This is a genomic window from Variovorax gossypii, from assembly GCF_003965815.1.
GTDB classification, from domain to species: Bacteria; Pseudomonadota; Gammaproteobacteria; order Burkholderiales; family Burkholderiaceae_C; genus Variovorax; species Variovorax gossypii.
Genome location: NZ_RXOE01000001.1, coordinates 1,291,796 through 1,306,710, shown reverse-complemented (window position 1 = coordinate 1,306,710; position 14,915 = coordinate 1,291,796). Strand labels below are relative to the sequence as shown.

The 14,915-nt window shown below is 67.5% G+C and carries 16 protein-coding genes; 12 read left to right on the top strand and 4 right to left on the bottom strand.

The window, feature by feature from the left end; translation table 11 throughout:
- Nucleotides 1-11 precede the first annotated feature (11 nt).
- On the top strand, nt 12-554 hold the full coding sequence (locus EJP69_RS06140; RefSeq protein WP_126469060.1) for a hypothetical protein: 543 nt from the start codon (nt 12-14) through the stop codon (nt 552-554).
- Here EJP69_RS06140 and EJP69_RS06135 read toward each other — a convergent pair.
- Complete coding sequence (locus EJP69_RS06135) at nt 472-1,116, bottom strand: glutathione S-transferase family protein (protein ID WP_126469058.1); 645 nt, start codon at nt 1,114-1,116, stop codon at nt 472-474. The two genes, EJP69_RS06140 and EJP69_RS06135, sit on opposite strands and share 83 nt — an antisense overlap.
- A 28-nt stretch (nt 1,117-1,144) precedes the next feature.
- Between EJP69_RS06135 and yghU the strand changes: the two genes are divergently transcribed.
- The 3 genes from yghU to EJP69_RS06120 are packed head-to-tail and all read left to right on the top strand — an operon-like array spanning nt 1,145 to nt 3,049.
- Nucleotides 1,145-2,026, top strand: coding sequence for a glutathione-dependent disulfide-bond oxidoreductase (gene yghU, locus EJP69_RS06130; protein ID WP_126469056.1), 882 nt, complete (start codon nt 1,145-1,147; stop codon nt 2,024-2,026).
- Nucleotides 2,027-2,035: 9 nt separating this feature from the next.
- Nucleotides 2,036-2,626 carry an NADPH-dependent FMN reductase gene (locus EJP69_RS06125; RefSeq protein WP_093201937.1) on the top strand — a complete coding sequence of 197 codons (591 nt, stop codon included), beginning with the start codon at nt 2,036-2,038 and terminating at the stop codon, nt 2,624-2,626.
- Nucleotides 2,627-2,629: 3 nt separating this feature from the next.
- Nucleotides 2,630-3,049 carry a hypothetical protein gene (locus EJP69_RS06120; protein WP_206169284.1) on the top strand — a complete coding sequence of 140 codons (420 nt, stop codon included), beginning with the start codon at nt 2,630-2,632 and terminating at the stop codon, nt 3,047-3,049.
- Between the two features lie 455 nt (nt 3,050-3,504).
- Here EJP69_RS06120 and EJP69_RS06115 read toward each other — a convergent pair whose 3' ends face one another.
- Nucleotides 3,505-4,419, bottom strand: a complete 915-nt coding sequence (locus tag EJP69_RS06115) for a LysR family transcriptional regulator (protein ID WP_093201932.1) — start codon at nt 4,417-4,419, stop codon at nt 3,505-3,507.
- A gap of 121 nt (nt 4,420-4,540) precedes the next feature.
- On the opposite strand from EJP69_RS06115, the gene EJP69_RS06110 reads away from it, so the two are divergent.
- From EJP69_RS06110 to EJP69_RS06090, 5 genes are read left to right on the top strand one after another with little or no spacing between them, the layout of a single operon-like run.
- On the top strand, nt 4,541-5,518 hold the full coding sequence (locus EJP69_RS06110) for a tripartite tricarboxylate transporter substrate binding protein (protein WP_126469053.1): 978 nt from the start codon (nt 4,541-4,543) through the stop codon (nt 5,516-5,518).
- 17 nt (nt 5,519-5,535) lie between these two features.
- Complete coding sequence (locus EJP69_RS06105) at nt 5,536-6,432, top strand: HTD2 family dehydratase (protein ID WP_126469051.1); 897 nt, start codon at nt 5,536-5,538, stop codon at nt 6,430-6,432.
- Nucleotides 6,433-6,448: 16 nt separating this feature from the next.
- Nucleotides 6,449-7,630: a CaiB/BaiF CoA transferase family protein gene (locus EJP69_RS06100; protein WP_126469049.1), complete on the top strand. Its 1,182-nt coding sequence runs from the start codon at nt 6,449-6,451 to the stop codon at nt 7,628-7,630.
- Nucleotides 7,627-8,481: an HpcH/HpaI aldolase/citrate lyase family protein gene (locus tag EJP69_RS06095; protein WP_126469047.1), complete on the top strand. Its 855-nt coding sequence runs from the start codon at nt 7,627-7,629 to the stop codon at nt 8,479-8,481. The genes EJP69_RS06100 and EJP69_RS06095 overlap by 4 nt, the downstream gene beginning before the upstream one ends.
- A gap of 30 nt (nt 8,482-8,511) precedes the next feature.
- A complete protein-coding gene (locus tag EJP69_RS06090; RefSeq protein ID WP_126469046.1) occupies nt 8,512-9,531 on the top strand; it encodes a tripartite tricarboxylate transporter substrate binding protein BugD in 1,020 nt (339 codons plus the stop codon).
- Nucleotides 9,532-9,543: 12 nt separating this feature from the next.
- Here EJP69_RS06090 and EJP69_RS06085 read toward each other — a convergent pair whose 3' ends face one another.
- A complete protein-coding gene (locus EJP69_RS06085) occupies nt 9,544-10,056 on the bottom strand; it encodes a CinA family protein (RefSeq protein WP_126469044.1) in 513 nt (170 codons plus the stop codon).
- Nucleotides 10,053-10,700 (bottom strand): DJ-1/PfpI family protein, encoded by a 648-nt coding sequence (locus EJP69_RS06080; RefSeq protein ID WP_093201913.1) that lies wholly within the window; start codon nt 10,698-10,700, stop codon nt 10,053-10,055. Before EJP69_RS06080 ends, EJP69_RS06085 begins: the two co-directional genes overlap by 4 nt.
- A gap of 205 nt (nt 10,701-10,905) precedes the next feature.
- Between EJP69_RS06080 and phbB the strand changes: the two genes are divergently transcribed.
- The 3 genes from phbB to EJP69_RS06065 all read left to right on the top strand — a co-directional run bounded on the left by phbB (nt 10,906) and on the right by EJP69_RS06065 (nt 14,893).
- Nucleotides 10,906-11,643, top strand: a complete 738-nt coding sequence (gene phbB, locus EJP69_RS06075; RefSeq protein ID WP_093201910.1) for an acetoacetyl-CoA reductase — start codon at nt 10,906-10,908, stop codon at nt 11,641-11,643.
- 126 nt (nt 11,644-11,769) lie between these two features.
- The gene (locus tag EJP69_RS06070) at nt 11,770-13,113 is read left to right on the top strand and encodes a dicarboxylate/amino acid:cation symporter (RefSeq protein ID WP_126469042.1); all 1,344 of its coding nucleotides are present in this window, start codon (nt 11,770-11,772) and stop codon (nt 13,111-13,113) included.
- Between the two features lie 76 nt (nt 13,114-13,189).
- Complete coding sequence (locus tag EJP69_RS06065; protein ID WP_126469040.1) at nt 13,190-14,893, top strand: cation:proton antiporter domain-containing protein; 1,704 nt, start codon at nt 13,190-13,192, stop codon at nt 14,891-14,893.
- Nucleotides 14,894-14,915 lie beyond the last annotated feature (22 nt).

Here is a 14,915-nt window from a genome sequence, read left to right as displayed (position 1 = left end):
CGCCACCAGTCATGTGGGTCGGCCTTTCCAGAGAGCCAACGCGCGAGATCATCGAGCAGGCGCTTGCACGTCATGCTTCTGGCGCGCGGGTGTGGTGGGGCGATCTTGCCGATCCCACGTTTGATGCCGAGATTGCGCTCAGCATCGACCCGAACCCCAGCGAGTTCCCGTTCGTCATCAACGGATGGGTCGTCGGCGGTCAGGAGTCGCACCAGTACGAGTTGGGGCTTCGGCTGGCAGGAGAGCTTTGCGTGATGCTCGACTGTTCGACCATCTGCGATGGAAGCCATCACGGCCCGACCAAGAGTCCGTACTGGAGCATCATCTGGCAGCGCGGCGTCCCGTTCCTGGCCGACGATTGCGGCACGCTGTTTGCCGACTATTCGGACGGTCTATCGCTCGAGGAGCGGCAGCAGCTCGGCCCGGTCAAGATACTGCACCCTATCCGAATGGACCCTTGGCCCTTCGACTTCAGCGCGCCATCGCCATCGACGGCCGCTGCGCCATCGCCGCGCGCCAGCGCAGCAGCTCGGGGTGCTGCTCCCCGGGCTTGACCCGCACCACGCGGGCGAAATCCACCGCCACCACGGCGGTGATGTCCGCAATGCTGAGCCGGTCGGTGGCGATGAAATCGCGGCCGGCCAGTCGTTCGTTCAGCGTCTCGAAGAAATGCTGGATCCGCGCGAGTCCGCGCTGTGCGAGCTCGGGGATCTGGGCGTAGTTCACCGGTCCGGGCAGCGCGCGGTCGGCCATGGCGGGGGAGCTGTTGCGCAGCGTCTCGGCAATGGCCAGCAGGCCTTCGAATTCGATGCGCCAGTTCCAGCTGGCGATCTCCGCCTTTTCGCGCGGCGTGACGCCCATCAGCGGCGGCTGCGGGTATCGGGCCTCCACCCAGGCCGCGATGGCGGCGTTGTCGGTCAGCAGCAGGCCGTCTTCTTCGTCCGTGCGCAGTGCCGGCACGGTGCATTGCGGATTGATCGCCCGGTAGGCGTCGCCCATCTGCTCACCACGAGCGAGGTCGACCTGCACGGTCGCGTGCGAAATGCCCTTCTCGGCAAGCAGGATGCGCGCGCGCCGCGGGCTGGGTGCGGTGGCGCAGTCGTAGAGAATGATCATCGTCCGTTCAACTCCTGGAACTCATCGCATGAATGGCACGACAGCCTACACGCCGCCCACCGTCTGGTCATGGAACAAGCAAAGCGGCGGGCGCTTCGCGAACATCAACCGTCCAATCGCGGGCGCCACGCATGAGAAGGATCTGCCGGTAGGCAGGCATCCGCTGCAACTCTATTCGCTGGCAACGCCCAACGGCGTGAAGGTGACGGTGATGCTCGAGGAACTGCTGGCGCTGGGCCACGCGGACGCCGAGTACGACGCCTGGCTGATCCGCATCAACGAAGGCGACCAGTTCGGCAGCGGCTTCGTGGCGGTGAACCCGAACTCCAAGATCCCCGCGCTGATGGACCGCAGCGGCGACGCGCCGATCCGCGTGTTCGAGTCGGCCGCGATCCTGCAGTACCTGGCCGAGAAGTTCGGCAACGCATTCCTGCCGACCGAGCGGGCGGCGCGCGCCGAGTGCCTGTCGTGGCTGTTCTGGCAGATGGGCAGCGCGCCTTACCTGGGCGGCGGCTTCGGGCACTTCTATGCCTACGCGCCCACGAAGATCGAATACGCCATCGACCGCTTCGCAATGGAAACCAAGCGCCAGCTCGACGTGCTCGACCGCCGTCTGGCCGAAAGCCGCTATCTGGCGGGCGATGAATACACCATCGCCGACATCGCAGTCTGGCCCTGGTACGGCGCGCTCGCCAAGGGGCAGCTCTACGAGGCGGGCGAGTTCCTCCAGGTAGGCGAATACAGGAACGTGGTGCGCTGGGCCGACGAGATCGCGAAGCGGCCGGCAGTGCAGCGCGGCCGCATGGTCAACCGCACCTGGGGGCAGCCTTCGAGCCAGCTGCACGAGCGCCACGACGCCGGTGACTTCGACACCCGCACGCAGGACAAGCTCGAAGCGGAACAGAAATAGGGTGCAGCCATGAGCGACAGGATCCTGGTCTTCTACGGTTCTTACCGCTCCGACCGCATGGGCGTGCGCCTGGCGGACTACATCGTCGCCGGCTTGCGCGAACGCGGCGACGACGCGGAGCTGATCGACGCGAAGGCGGTCGACCTGCCCATGCTCGACCGCATGTACAAGGAATATCCGAAGGGCACCGCGCCGGCGGCGATGGAAGCCCTGGCCGAGAAGATCCGCACGGCCGACGCCTTCGTCTTCGTCACCGGCGAATACAACTGGGGCCCGCAGCCCGGCCTGAAGAACCTCACCGACCATTTCCTCGAGGAGTGGTTCTGGCGCCCCGCGGCTATCGCGAGCTATTCGGCGGGGCGTTTCTCGGGCGTGCGCTCGGGCACGGTGTGGCATTCGATCCTGTCGGAGATGGGCATGGTCGTCGTGTCGAGCACGCTGGCCGTCGGGCCGATCTCGCAGACGCTGGATGCGGCAGGCAAGCCGACGGGGCCTGCCGGTGAATCGCTGCAGCGTTCGTTCGGGCGCTTCGCCGACGACCTCGCCTGGTGGACCGAGGCGGCGCGTGCGCAGCGTGCGCGCAAGGCGCCCCCGTACTGATCGATGGCCGTGAGTGCGCGCCGGTCGTTCGTCGCCGCTCTCGTGTTCCTGTTCCTGCTGTCGGGTTGCGTTTCCTTTCCGACGCGGTATGCCACGTTCGATTGCAGCTGCCGCGCGGGCAGGGAGCCGGTTCACCTGATTTCACTGAAGGCGCCCACCGGAAAGTGGGCGATCTCCGGTCACGGTGGCTTCCTGTACGGGGAGGTCGCGTCGCTGTCGATTCGCCTGCCTGAAAAGCCGGTCGTGGCTGCGCGCTATGAAGCGGGGCAGATCGTCCTCACTGATGAAAGTCCGTTCCCTTCTGTCGTCGTACCGGTCACGGGCGGCGAAGTGCAGGTCGATCCGCAGAACAGGAAAGTGACGGTCTCGCTCCAGACGGCCGCCGGCGCGTTCTGGGCGAACGGCGTCTATTCCCTGCGCTAGCAGATTTTTGCCACCGGCACCCGCTGCCAGCGGCATCTTGTTCACCGCTCAAAATTTGGGCAAAGTGTGGAATGCCCTTATAAAACAACGACTTGCGTTCCTTTTACAAGGCTCCGCATGAGTTATCCCCAAAGTTGTGCACTGAAAATGGGGAAGAAGCCGGCTTTTCCACATTCCAGTCGCAAGTGGCTGATCCGATAGCGTTTTTCGCTCACGGGAAACCGTGAAAAACTGGGCCTGGAGGCTGTTTGAGGGCCCGGTGAAGCGGTTTTGGTGGCCAAAGTTGTTCACCGCCCAAATTTTGAGCAAACTAAGGAATACCCTTGTAAAACAACGACTTGCATTCGTTTTACAAGGCTCCTCATGAGTTACCCCCAAAGTTGTCCACGGAAAATGGGGACGGGAGCGGGTTGTTCAGCATTCGCGCGCAAGTTGCTGTTTTTACGGTGCCGCATTCAGCTTTCTGACGAAGCCTGCTGCTCGGCATAGTGCCGGCACAGCGTGTCGACCAGCGCCTGCGCGTAGATCGGCAGCGCCGCGCGGTCGCGCACCAGCAGGTATCGCTCCCGCACGCACCAGGCGTCGGCGAGGTCGATGAGCGCGAGCTGCATGCTTTCCTGGTTGCGCCGCGCCGCCGACTCCGGCACCACGCCGATGCCCACGCCGTTGCCGATCATCCGGCACATGGCGTCGAAGCTGCCGAGCTGGATGCGCAGCTTCTGCCGCTTGCCGAGGTTGTCGGTGATCTGCGCAAGGAAGGTCTGCAGCGTGCTGCCTTGCTGCATGCCGATGGCGTCCTCGTCCAGCGTCTCGGCGAAAGAGATCTTCTTGCGCTTGGCGAAGCGATGTTTGCGCGAGGTTGCGAGCACCAGCCGGTCGGTGCTGAAGTGAATGGCTTCCAGCCCCAGCGTGTCGACGCGGCCGGCGACGATGCCGATGTCGGCGCGGCCGTCGAGCACGCCGCGCGGGATCTGAGCATTCGGTTTTTCCTGAAGGTCGACGTTGATGCGCGGGTTGCGCGCCAGGAAGCCCGGCAGGATCTCGGGCAGGAAGTCGGTCACCGCCGTGGTGTTGGCGAACACGCGCAGGTGTCCACGCAGGCCGCCACCGTACTCGAGCAGGTCGGCGCGCAACTGCTCCGTCTGGTGGAGCACGAGGCGCGCGTGATGCAGGAAGGCTTCGCCCGGCGGCAGCAGCCGCACGCCCCGGGCCTCGCGCTGAAGGAGTTGCAGGCCGGCCTGCGTTTCCAGCGCCTTGATGCGCGCGCTGGCGGCAGCCAGCGACATGTGCTGGCGCTCGGCCGCCCGCGTGAGGTTGCCGAGCTCGGCTGTGGCGACGAAGAGGCGCAGGTCGGTGAGGTCGAAGAGCATCGGGCGATGGTAGGCCGCGGGATGCCCGCAGCCTTCGGAAATGCGGAAGGCTGGGTTCCGAAATGGCAGATTGCGCGCGAGGGTAGGGCGGCAGACCATGCGGGCCATGGAGACAAGACACATGAAATTCCGCGCATTGGCGCTGCTGTCGCTGGCGGCCGCGTTCGTGCTTCCGGCGGGCCCCGCGCTCGCGCAAGGCTATCCCTCGCGCCCCGTCACGCTCGTCGTGCCCCAGGCTGCGGGCGGCACCAACGACATCGTCGGCCGCCTCGTGGGCCAGAAGCTCGGCGAGGTGATGAACAACGCCAGCGTGGTGGTCGACAACCGCCCCGGCGCGGGCGGCAACATCGGCACTCAGCTGGTGGCCAAGGGCCCGAAGGACGGCTACACGCTGCTCATGACCATCAGCAGCAGCCAGGCCATCAACCCGGCGCTGTACAAGAACCCGGGCTTCGACCCCGAGAAGGACTTCAAGCCCGTCGGCCTCGTCGGCGCGGTGCCCAACGTGCTGCTGGTCAACCCTTCGTTCCCGGCGAAGAACCTCGCCGAGTTCCTGAAGCTCGCGCGGGCCAAGGGCGCGAACTACCAGTACGCCTCGGCCGGCAACGGCACGCTCAATCACCTGCTCGGCGAAATGCTCAACAGCATGGCCGGCATCTCGATGCAGCACGTGCCGTACAAGGGCGTGGCACCGGCGCTCAACGACGTGCTGGGCGGACAGCTGCCCATCGTGTTCGCGAGCCTGCCTTCGGCGCTGTCGCACATCAAGGCCGGCAAGCTGCGCGCGCTGGCGGTCAGCGGCGAGAAACGCTCTCCCGTGCTGCCCGACGTGCCCACCATCGCCGAGGCCGTGCCCGGCTACAACGGCACGCTGTGGATCGGCCTCTTCGCTCCCGCGGGCGTGCCGGCCGACGTGCTCGCCACGCTGCAGGACGCCACGCGCAAGGCGCTGGCCTCGAAGGACCTGCGCGACAAGCTCGACCAGCAGGGCGTGGAGATCGCCGCGCCGACCACCCCCGAACATTTCTCGGCGCTGCTGCACGACGACCTCGCCAAGTGGGCGCGGATCGTCAAGGCCTCCGGCGCGGCCGTCGACTGAATGACGAACAGGAATCCATGAGCAACGACACACAGACTTCACCCCTCGCGATCGACGGCGAGGCGCTGGCGAAGCTGCAGGCCTGGCAGGGCCGCAGCGAAACGCTGGCCGACGACATCACCGCCGCGCCCGTGCGCGCGCTTTCCGCCACGCTCGATCGCGACGACGCGCCGCCGCAGGCCGGCACGCGCCTGCCCGAGCTGTGGCACTGGCTCTACTTCCTGCCGCACCACCGCCAGTCCGAGATCGGCGAGGACGGTCACGCGAAGCGCGGCGGCTTCCTGCCGCCGGTGCCGCTGCCGCGCCGCATGTGGGCGGGCGGGCGGCTCGCGTGGGAGCCGGGCAATCCGCTGCAGGTCGGCGACAAGGTGGAGCGCACCTCGCGCATCGTCTCGGTCACGCACAAGGCGGGCCGCACCGGCGAGCTGGTGTTCGTGCTGGTGCGCCACGAGGTGCGCAACGAACGTGGCCTCGCGCTCACCGAGGAGCACGACATCGTCTACCGCGCTGCGGCGCAACCTGGCGAAGCGGGCCCGCCGCCCACGCCAGCGCCGAAGGACGCCACCTTCAGCCGCGACATCGCGCCCGACGACGTGCTGCTCTTCCGCTACTCGGCGCTCACCTTCAACGGCCACCGCATCCACTACGACCGCCGCTACGTCACGCAGGTCGAGGGCTACCCGGGCCTGATCGTGCACGGCCCGCTGATCGCCACGCTGCTGGTCGACCTGCTGCGCCGCAACGTGCAGGGCGCGCAGCTCGCGCGCTTCGAGTTCCGCGCGGTGCGGCCGACCTTCGACATCGCGCCGTTCCGCGTGCACGGCAAGCCGTCGGGCGACGGAAAGACCTTTGCGCTCTGGGGCGAGGACGCCGACGGCTGGCTCACGATGCAGGCCACGGTCGTGCTGGCCTGAGCGGGAGAAAGAACAAATGACAAGACCCCTGGACGGCATCACCGTCATCTCTCTCGAACACGCGATCGCCGCGCCGTTCTGCACGCGCCAGCTCGCCGACCTCGGCGCGCGCGTCATCAAGGTGGAGCGCCCCGAGGTGGGCGACTTCGCGCGCGCCTATGACGCCCGCGTCGGCGGCGAGGCCTCGCATTTCGTGTGGGTGAACCGCTCGAAGGAAAGCCTCACGCTCGATCTCAAGCAGCCCGCCGCGCTCGCCGTGCTGCAGGAGTTGCTGGCCGATGCCGACGTGCTGGTGCAGAACCTCGCGCCCGGCGCCGCCGCGCGCATGGGGCTGGGCGCGCAGGCGCTGCAGGCGAAGCACCCGAGGCTCATCGTCTGCGACATCTCGGGCTACGGCGAGGACGGACCGTACCGCGACAAGAAGGCCTACGACCTGCTGATCCAGAGCGAGGCGGGCTTTCTCTCGGTGACTGGCACGCCGGACGAGCCCTGCAAGTCGGGCAACTCCATCGCCGACATCGCGGCCGGCATGTATGCGTACACCGGCATCCTCGCGGCGCTGCTCCAGCGCGGCAAGACGGGCAAGGGCTCGCACATCGACGTGTCGATGCTCGAATCGCTCGCCGAGTGGATGGGCTACCCGATGTACTACGCCTACGACGGCGCGCCGCCGCCGCCGCGCAGCGCCGCGTCGCACGCGACGATCTACCCGTACGGCCCGTTCCCCGCGGGCGACGGCGGCACCGTGATGCTGGGCCTGCAGAACGAGCGCGAGTGGCGCACCTTCTGCGAGAAGGTGCTGCTGCAGGCGGGGCTTGCCGCCGACCCGCGCTTCGACAGCAACGCGCGGCGCAACGAGAACCGCGAGACGCTGCGCGCCATCATCCTCGAGACCTTCGGCGCGCTGAGCACGCCGCAGGTGCTGGAGCGGCTCGACACCGCGCAGATCGCCAACGCCCGCATGAACGACATGGCCGGCCTGTGGGCGCATCCGCAGCTGCAGGCGCGCGAGCGCTGGCGGCAGGTGGGCTCGCCCGCGGGTGACATACCGGCCCTGCTGCCTGCCGGACGCCAGAGCGCCTTCGACTACCGCATGGACCCGATCCCGGCGGTCGGCGAGCACACCGACGCCATCCTGCGCAGCCTCGGGCGCAGCGAGGCGGACATCGCGGCCCTGCGCGAGGCGAGGGCGGTGTGAGCGCGCCGCCGCTTTCGCTGGCACGCGCCTTTCTCTTCGTGCCCGCCGACCGGCCGGAGCGTCATGCGCGCGCGCTCGCAACCGGGGCGGGCGGCGTGATCGTCGATCTGGAAGACGCCGTCGCGCCCGAGCGCAAGGCATCGGCGCGCGAGCAACTGGCATCTTCGTTCGCCGCGCTGCCCGCCGAAGACCGGCGACGGCTGCTGGTGCGCATCAACGCGGTCGGCACGCCGTGGCACGACGACGATTGCGCGCAGGTCGGGGCGCTCGTCGCGCAGGGGCTGATCGCCGGCATCGTGCTGCCCAAGGCGGAGCGCGCGGCCGATCTCTCTCGGCTGGCTGTCGCCGCCGGACCGGCGGCCGTGCTGGTGCCGCTGATCGAATCGGCCGCTGGCCTTGCTGCGGTCGACGAACTTGCTGCCGCCCCGCAGGTGCTGCGCCTGGCCTTCGGCAACCTGGATTTCCAGGCCGACCTGGGCCTGGCCTGCGACGCCGACGAGGCCGAACTGGTGCCGGTGCGCCTCGCGTTGCTGCTGGCCACGCGCCGCGCCGGCCTTGCAGCGCCCATCGACGGCGTGACACCCGACTGGCGCGACGCCGCCCGGCTGGCGGCGGACACCGCGCGCGCCCGGCGCGGCGGCTTCGGCGCCAAGCTGTGCATCCACCCCGACCAGGTCGCGCCGGTCCATGCGGCGCTCGGCCCCACGGCGCAGGAGCTGGCGTGGGCCCGCCGCGTGGTCGAGGCCATACGCGCGGCCGGCGGCGGTGTCGTGAGCCTCGACGGGCGCATGGTCGATGCGCCGGTGGTGCGGCTGGCCGAACGCCTGCTCGCGCTCGAAGAGCAATCCTGAACAGAGACAAACCACAAAGGAGACAAGCAAGTGACGAGAGCAACGAGAGCAACGAAGAAGACCTGGAAACTCAAGACCCTGATCGCCGCGTCCGCGGGCGCCTGCCTGCTCGCCTTCCAGGCGCCGGCATCGGCGCAGGCCGCATGGCCCGACAAGCCGGTGACGATGGTCGTGCCTTACTCGGCCGGCGGTCCGACCGACGTGGTGGCGCGCATGCTGGCCATTCCCATGGGCAAGTCGCTGGGCCAGCCGGTGATCGTCGAGAACACCGTGGGCGCGGGCGGCACCATCGCGCCCGCGCGGGTGGCCAAGGCGGCGCCCAACGGCTACACCATCCTGATCCATCACATGGGCATGGCCACCGCGCCCGCGCTCTACAAGAAGCTCAACTACGACCCGCTGAAGGACTTCGAATACGTCGGCCAGGTGCTGGACGTGCCGATGACGCTGCTGTCGCGCAAGGACTTCCCGGCCAACAACTACCAGGAGCTGCTGGCCTACGTGAAGGCCAACAAGGACAAGGTCACGCTGGCCAACGCGGGCGTGGGCGCGGTGTCGCAGCTGTGCGGGCTGCTGTTCATGAACCAGATCGGGGTGCAGCTGACCACCGTGCCCTACAAGGGTGCAGGGCCGGCGCTCAACGACCTGATGGGCGGGCAGGTCGACCTGCTGTGCGACCAGACCACGCAGACCGCGCCGGTCATCAAGGACGGCAACCGGGTGAAGGTGTTCGGCGTGACCACGCCGCAGCGGCTGTCGAGCCTGCCGAACATCCCGACGCTAGACGAGCAGGGGCTCAAGGGCTTCGACGTGAGGGTGTGGCACGGCATCTATGCACCGAAGGGCACGCCGCCCGCGGTGATCGAGAAGCTCAACGCTGCCCTGCGCGCCGGGCTGCAGGACGACATGGTGAAGCACCGGCTGGCCGAACTCAGCTCGGAGATCGTGCCGGTGGAAAAGCAGACCCCGGAGAGCCTGCGTACGCATCTGACGGCGGAGGTCGCCAAGTGGGGCAAGGTGATCCGCGCGGCGGGCGTGCAGGCGGACTGATCTTTTCCTTCGTCAGGCCGGGGGCTGTTCGCGCAGGACTTCGTCGAACAGCGTGAGCAGGTGCCGCGCGAACAGGTCCATGTTCACCGGTCGGTCCGCATCGCCGGTCTCGACGGTGCGGCTCACCGTGACCGGGCCGACGATCGCGAGGCACACGCGTCCCGGCACGTCGCCGTACGGGCTCGGCGACGGCCCGGCCGCGCCGCTTTCGGCGATGCCCCAGCTCGAGTGGTGGGTGTCGCGCACCCGGCCGGCGACGAGCCGGGCGTAGGGCTCGGTCTCGCCGCGCATGCCGGTCATGTCTTCGGCGGTCAGGTCCAGCAGGGCGCGGCCGGCTCGCCTCGAGTAGACGACCGCACCACCCTTGAAGTACGCCGAGGCGCCCGCGATGGCGAGCAGGGCGGCCGACACCAGGCCACCTGCCGACGACTCGACCACCGCCACAGTCTGGCCTCGCGCGCGCAGCGCTTCGCCTACGCGCGCCGCGAGCACGGGCAGCGGTTCGGGGAGGACGGGCGAGCTCATTGCGCGTGGGAGCGCGGACCGGGCCGCTTCACGTAGGCCGGCGCGCGCTCGTGGCTCGCGGTGTTTCCGTAGACGGTGTCCGCGGGGTAGTACTCGGCCTGCAGCTGCACCTTGGCGGCGGCTTCCTCGCCCGCGCTGTGGGCGATGTAGGCGAGCATCAGGTCGGTACCGGCCGATACCCCGGCCGAGGTCCAGACGTTGCCGTCCTGCACGAATCGCTGCTCCACCACCTTCACGTCGCCCAGCGCGCGCAGGCGGTCGAGCGATCCCCAGTGCGTGGTCGCGGTCTTGCCCGAGAGCAGCCCGGCCGCGTGCAGCACGAAGGCGCCGGTGCATACCGACATCAGCGTGGTGCATCCGGGCGCCTGGTCGGCGAGGAAGCGGGTCATGACCACGTTGTCGACCTCGCGGCGCGTGCCCATGCCGCCGGGAACGAGCAGGCAGTCGAGCTGGGGGCAGTCGGCGAAGGAAACGTGCGGGTTGATGGAAAGGCCCTTGGCGCAGGCCACCGGCTCGCGCTTCTCGGCCACGATCAGGCAGTGCTCGGGACCGCCGGCCAGCTTGCTCCACATGGTGAGCATTTCCCAGGGGCCGACGAAGTCGAGTTCCTCGACGTCGGGGAAGACGATGATCCCGAAATTCATACTTTGGAACTCCTTGGGTTTTTTGCCTGTGCGGACACGCACGGATGAGAGGATAGAGGCTGGGCACGAAGGCCGCTTCGTGACCACTCTTCGTGACAGCTGGTTGCAAGCTTGGCTCAGTGTTTTCCTCAGAGGGCCCATGGCTTGAAACTCGCTAGAGTGAAGGCGGCCGTTCAGGCTTTTGCCATTACACAAAGGAAATCTCATGAGCAAGAAAGTTGCATATGTCACCGGGGGCATGGGTGGCATCGGAACAGCCATCTGCCAGCGTCTCTACAAGGACGGGTTCACCGTGGTCGCAGGTTGCGGCCCCACGCGCGACTACGCCAAGTGGCTGGCCGAACAGAAAGCCGCAGGCTTCGAGTTCCATGCGTCGGTCGGCAATGTGGGCGACTGGCAATCCACCGTCGAAGCCTTCTCCGCCGCCAAGGCCGCGCACGGCCCCATCGACGTGCTGGTGAACAACGCCGGCATCACGCGGGACCGCATGTTCCTCAAGATGACGCCCGAGGACTGGAGCGCGGTCATCGAGACCAACCTCAACAGCATGTTCAACGTCACCAAGCAGGTGGTGGGCGACATGGTCGAAAAGGGCTGGGGCCGCATCATCAACATCAGCTCGGTCAACGGCGCCAAGGGCCAGGCGGGCCAGACCAACTATTCGGCGGCCAAGGCCGGCATGCACGGCTTCACCATGGCGCTCGCACAGGAGCTGGCCAACAAGGGCGTGACGGTCAACACCGTGAGCCCGGGCTACATCGGCACCGACATGGTCAAGGCCATCCGCCAGGAAGTGCTCGACAAGATCGTGGCCACCATTCCGGTCAAGCGCCTGGGCGAGCCGAGCGAAATCGCCTCCATCATTTCGTGGCTGGCCACCGACGAAGGCGGCTACAGCACGGGGGCCGACTTCTCCGTCAACGGCGGTCTCCACATGCATTAAGCATGCTGACTTACACCTGATCGACAAGACCCGCTTCGGCGGGTCTTTTCATTTCGACGATGCGGGTTCCACGGATAGAAAACCGCGAATACGCGTCCTACAGTCTTCAACCCTCCGGAGGCAAACATGGAAAGCACAACAAGCACATCCGCCAGAAAGCTCCCGCTCTACCGCTCCCTCTACGTGCAGGTGATCACCGCGGTGATCATCGGCGTGCTGCTCGGCCATTTCTACCCGGCGGCGGGCGAGGCGATGAAGCCGCTGGGCGACGGCTTCATCAAGCTGATCAAGATGATCATCGCGCCGATCATCTTCTGCACGGTGGTGGTCGGCATCGCCGGCATGGAAGACATGAAGAAGGTCGGCAAGACCGGTGGCCTCGCGCTGCTGTACTTCGAGGTGGTGAGCACCATCGCGCTCATCGTGGGGCTGGTGCTGGTCAACGTGCTCAAACCCGGCGCGGGCATGAACGTCGATCCGGCCACGCTGGACACCAAGAGCATCGCGGCCTACACCGGCCCGGGCAAGATGACCGGCACGATCGACTTCATCATGAACATCATCCCCAACACGGTGGTGGATGCATTCGCCAAGGGCGAGATCCTGCAGGTGCTGCTGATCGCCGTGATGTTCGGCTTCGCGCTGCACCGCTTCGGCGGCCGCGGCACGCTGGTGTTCGACGTGATCGAGAAGGGCTCGCACGTGCTCTTCGGCATCGTCAACTACATCATGAAGCTGGCGCCCATCGGTGCCTTCGGCGCAATGGCCTTCACCATCGGCAAGTACGGGCTGGGCAGCCTGTTCTCGCTTGGCAAGCTGATGGGCACCTTCTACCTGACCTGCCTGCTGTTCATCTTCGTGGTGCTGGGGCTCATCGCGAGATTCCACGGATTCAGCATCTGGAAGTTCATCAAGTACATCAAGGAAGAACTGCTGATCGTGCTGGGCACCTCGTCCAGCGAATCGGTGCTGCCGCGCATGATGGAGAAGATGGAGAACCTGGGCGCGAACAAGACCTGCGTGGGCCTCGTCATACCGACCGGCTACTCGTTCAACCTCGATGGCACCTCCATCTACCTGACGATGGCGGCCGTGTTCATCGCGCAGGCGACCAACACGCCGATGACGCTCACGCAGGAAATCACGCTGCTGGCGGTGCTGCTGCTCACCTCGAAGGGCGCGGCCGGCGTCACGGGCAGCGGCTTCATCGTGCTGGCTGCCACGCTGTCGGCGGTGGGCCATGTGCCGGTGGCGGGGCTGGCGCTGATCCTGGGCATCGACCGCTTCATGTCGGAAGCCCGCGCGCTGACCAACCTGATCGGCAACGGCGTCGCCACCATCGTGGTCGCCAAGTGGACCGGCGAACTCGACGAGACCCGCCTGCGGGCCGGGCTCAACAACGAGAGCTGGGTGGAGGCGCAGGAGCCCGAGGTGCTCGATGCCGCCCGCACCAGCAAGATGGCGGGCTGAACAGGCCGCCTGAAACGGCCGGCCGGGAAGGCCGTTCGAAATGAAAGGCCGGGCATCGTTCCTGCAAAATGGAGCGATGCCCCACAGCGTCTCCCTTATCAACACGATCGCCGCCGGCCTGGGGCTGGCGCTCATACTTGGCTTCCTGGCGGCCAGGCTGCGATTGCCGGCGCTGGTCGGCTACCTGCTGGCGGGCGTGATCATCGGCCCCTTCACCCCGGGCTTCGTGGCCGATGCGGGCATTGCCGCCCAGCTAGCCGAAATCGGCGTGATGCTGCTGATGTTCGGCGTGGGCCTTCATTTCTCGCTCGACGACCTGCTGGCCGTGCGCAAGATCGCGCTGCCCGGCGCGCTCGCCCAGATCGCGGTGGCCACGCTGCTCGGCGGCGGCCTGGCCCTGTGGTGGGGCTGGAGCCCCGGCGCGGCGCTGGTGTTCGGGCTGGCCTTGTCGGTGGCCAGCACGGTCGTGCTGCTGCGCGCGCTCGAAAGCCTGGGCATCCTCGATTCGTTCACCGGCCGCATCGCCGTCGGCTGGCTGGTGGTGGAAGACCTGGCGATGGTGCTGGTGCTCGTGCTGCTGCCGCCGCTGGCGGGCACGCTGGGCGTGTCGGGTGCTGCCGGATCGGGCGATCCGCTGTGGCAGACGCTGGGCCTCACGCTGCTGCAGGTGGGCGGCTTCGTCGCGCTGATGCTGGTGGTGGGGCGGCGCGTGTTCCCGTGGATCCTCTGGCAGGTCACGCGTACCGGCTCGCGCGAGCTGTTCACGCTGTGCGTGGTGGCTGCGGCAGTGAGCATCGCCTACGCGTCGGCTGCGCTCTTCGGCGTGTCGTTCGCGCTGGGCGCCTTCTTCGCCGGCATGGTGATGCGCGAGTCGCAGTTCGCCCACCGGGCGGCGCAGGAATCGCTGCCGCTGCGCGACGCCTTCGCGGTGCTGTTCTTCGTGTCGGTCGGCATGCTGTTCGATCCCTCGGTGCTGATCGAGCGGCCGCTGCAGGTGCTGGCGGTGGTGCTGGTCATCGTGCTGGGCAAGTCGCTCGCGGCCTGCGCGCTGGTGCTGGTGTTCCGCTATCCGCTGGGCACGGCGCTCACGGTCAGCGCCAGCCTGGCGCAGATCGGCGAGTTCTCTTTCATCCTGGCGGGGCTGGGCGTTTCGCTGGGCCTGCTGCCGGTGGAAGGGCAGAGCCTGGTGCTGGCCGGGGCGCTGATTTCCATCGCCACCAATCCGCTGTGGTTCAGCCTGATCGCGCCGATGCAGAAATGGCTGCATGCCCATTCCTCCTTCGCGCGCGGACTCGAGATGCGCGACGACCCGCTGGCCGAACTGCCCATGACCACCGAGGCGAAGTACCTCTCGCGGCAGGTGGTGCTGGTGGGCTACGGCCGGGTGGGGCGCCGCATCGCAGCGGAGCTCGACGCGAACGACGTCCCCTACGTGGTGGCCGAGCAGAACCGCGAACTGGTCGAGAAGCTGCGCGAGGCCGGCACCCCGGCCGTGTGGGGCGACGCGGCCGATCCGGCAGTGCTGATCCAGGCCCACATCGCCCGCGCCCGCGTGCTGGTCGTGGCCACGCCCGACACCATGAACGTGCGCCAGATGATGGAAACCGCGCGCACGCTCAACCCGACCATCCAGACCGTGATCCGCAGCCACAACGAGCAGGAGGCCCGGCTGCTCACGCAGGAAACCTCCGCCACCGTGTTTCTCGGCGAGCAGGAACTGGCCCAGGCCATGGCCCGCGACGTGGTCCAGCGCGCCGTGTCGATGGCCGTGCCGGCCTGAGGGCCCCTGAAAGGGACTCTTT

Excerpts from the sequence above, each read along its gene's own strand:
- EJP69_RS06140 (WP_126469060.1), top strand. The coding sequence starts at position 12 with ATGTGGGTCGGCCTTTCCAGAGAGCCAACGCGCGAGATCATCGAGCAG.
- EJP69_RS06135 (WP_126469058.1), bottom strand. The coding sequence starts at position 1,116 with ATGATCATTCTCTACGACTGCGCCACCGCACCCAGCCCGCGGCGCGCG.
- yghU (WP_126469056.1), top strand. The coding sequence starts at position 1,145 with ATGAATGGCACGACAGCCTACACGCCGCCCACCGTCTGGTCATGGAAC.
- EJP69_RS06125 (WP_093201937.1), top strand. The coding sequence starts at position 2,036 with ATGAGCGACAGGATCCTGGTCTTCTACGGTTCTTACCGCTCCGACCGC.
- EJP69_RS06120 (WP_206169284.1), top strand. The coding sequence starts at position 2,630 with ATGGCCGTGAGTGCGCGCCGGTCGTTCGTCGCCGCTCTCGTGTTCCTG.
- EJP69_RS06115 (WP_093201932.1), bottom strand. The coding sequence starts at position 4,419 with ATGCTCTTCGACCTCACCGACCTGCGCCTCTTCGTCGCCACAGCCGAG.
- EJP69_RS06110 (WP_126469053.1), top strand. The coding sequence starts at position 4,541 with ATGAAATTCCGCGCATTGGCGCTGCTGTCGCTGGCGGCCGCGTTCGTG.
- EJP69_RS06105 (WP_126469051.1), top strand. The coding sequence starts at position 5,536 with ATGAGCAACGACACACAGACTTCACCCCTCGCGATCGACGGCGAGGCG.
- EJP69_RS06100 (WP_126469049.1), top strand. The coding sequence starts at position 6,449 with ATGACAAGACCCCTGGACGGCATCACCGTCATCTCTCTCGAACACGCG.
- EJP69_RS06085 (WP_126469044.1), bottom strand. The coding sequence starts at position 10,056 with ATGAGCTCGCCCGTCCTCCCCGAACCGCTGCCCGTGCTCGCGGCGCGC.
- EJP69_RS06080 (WP_093201913.1), bottom strand. The coding sequence starts at position 10,700 with ATGAATTTCGGGATCATCGTCTTCCCCGACGTCGAGGAACTCGACTTC.
- phbB (WP_093201910.1), top strand. The coding sequence starts at position 10,906 with ATGAGCAAGAAAGTTGCATATGTCACCGGGGGCATGGGTGGCATCGGA.
- EJP69_RS06070 (WP_126469042.1), top strand. The coding sequence starts at position 11,770 with ATGGAAAGCACAACAAGCACATCCGCCAGAAAGCTCCCGCTCTACCGC.
- EJP69_RS06065 (WP_126469040.1), top strand. The coding sequence starts at position 13,190 with ATGCCCCACAGCGTCTCCCTTATCAACACGATCGCCGCCGGCCTGGGG.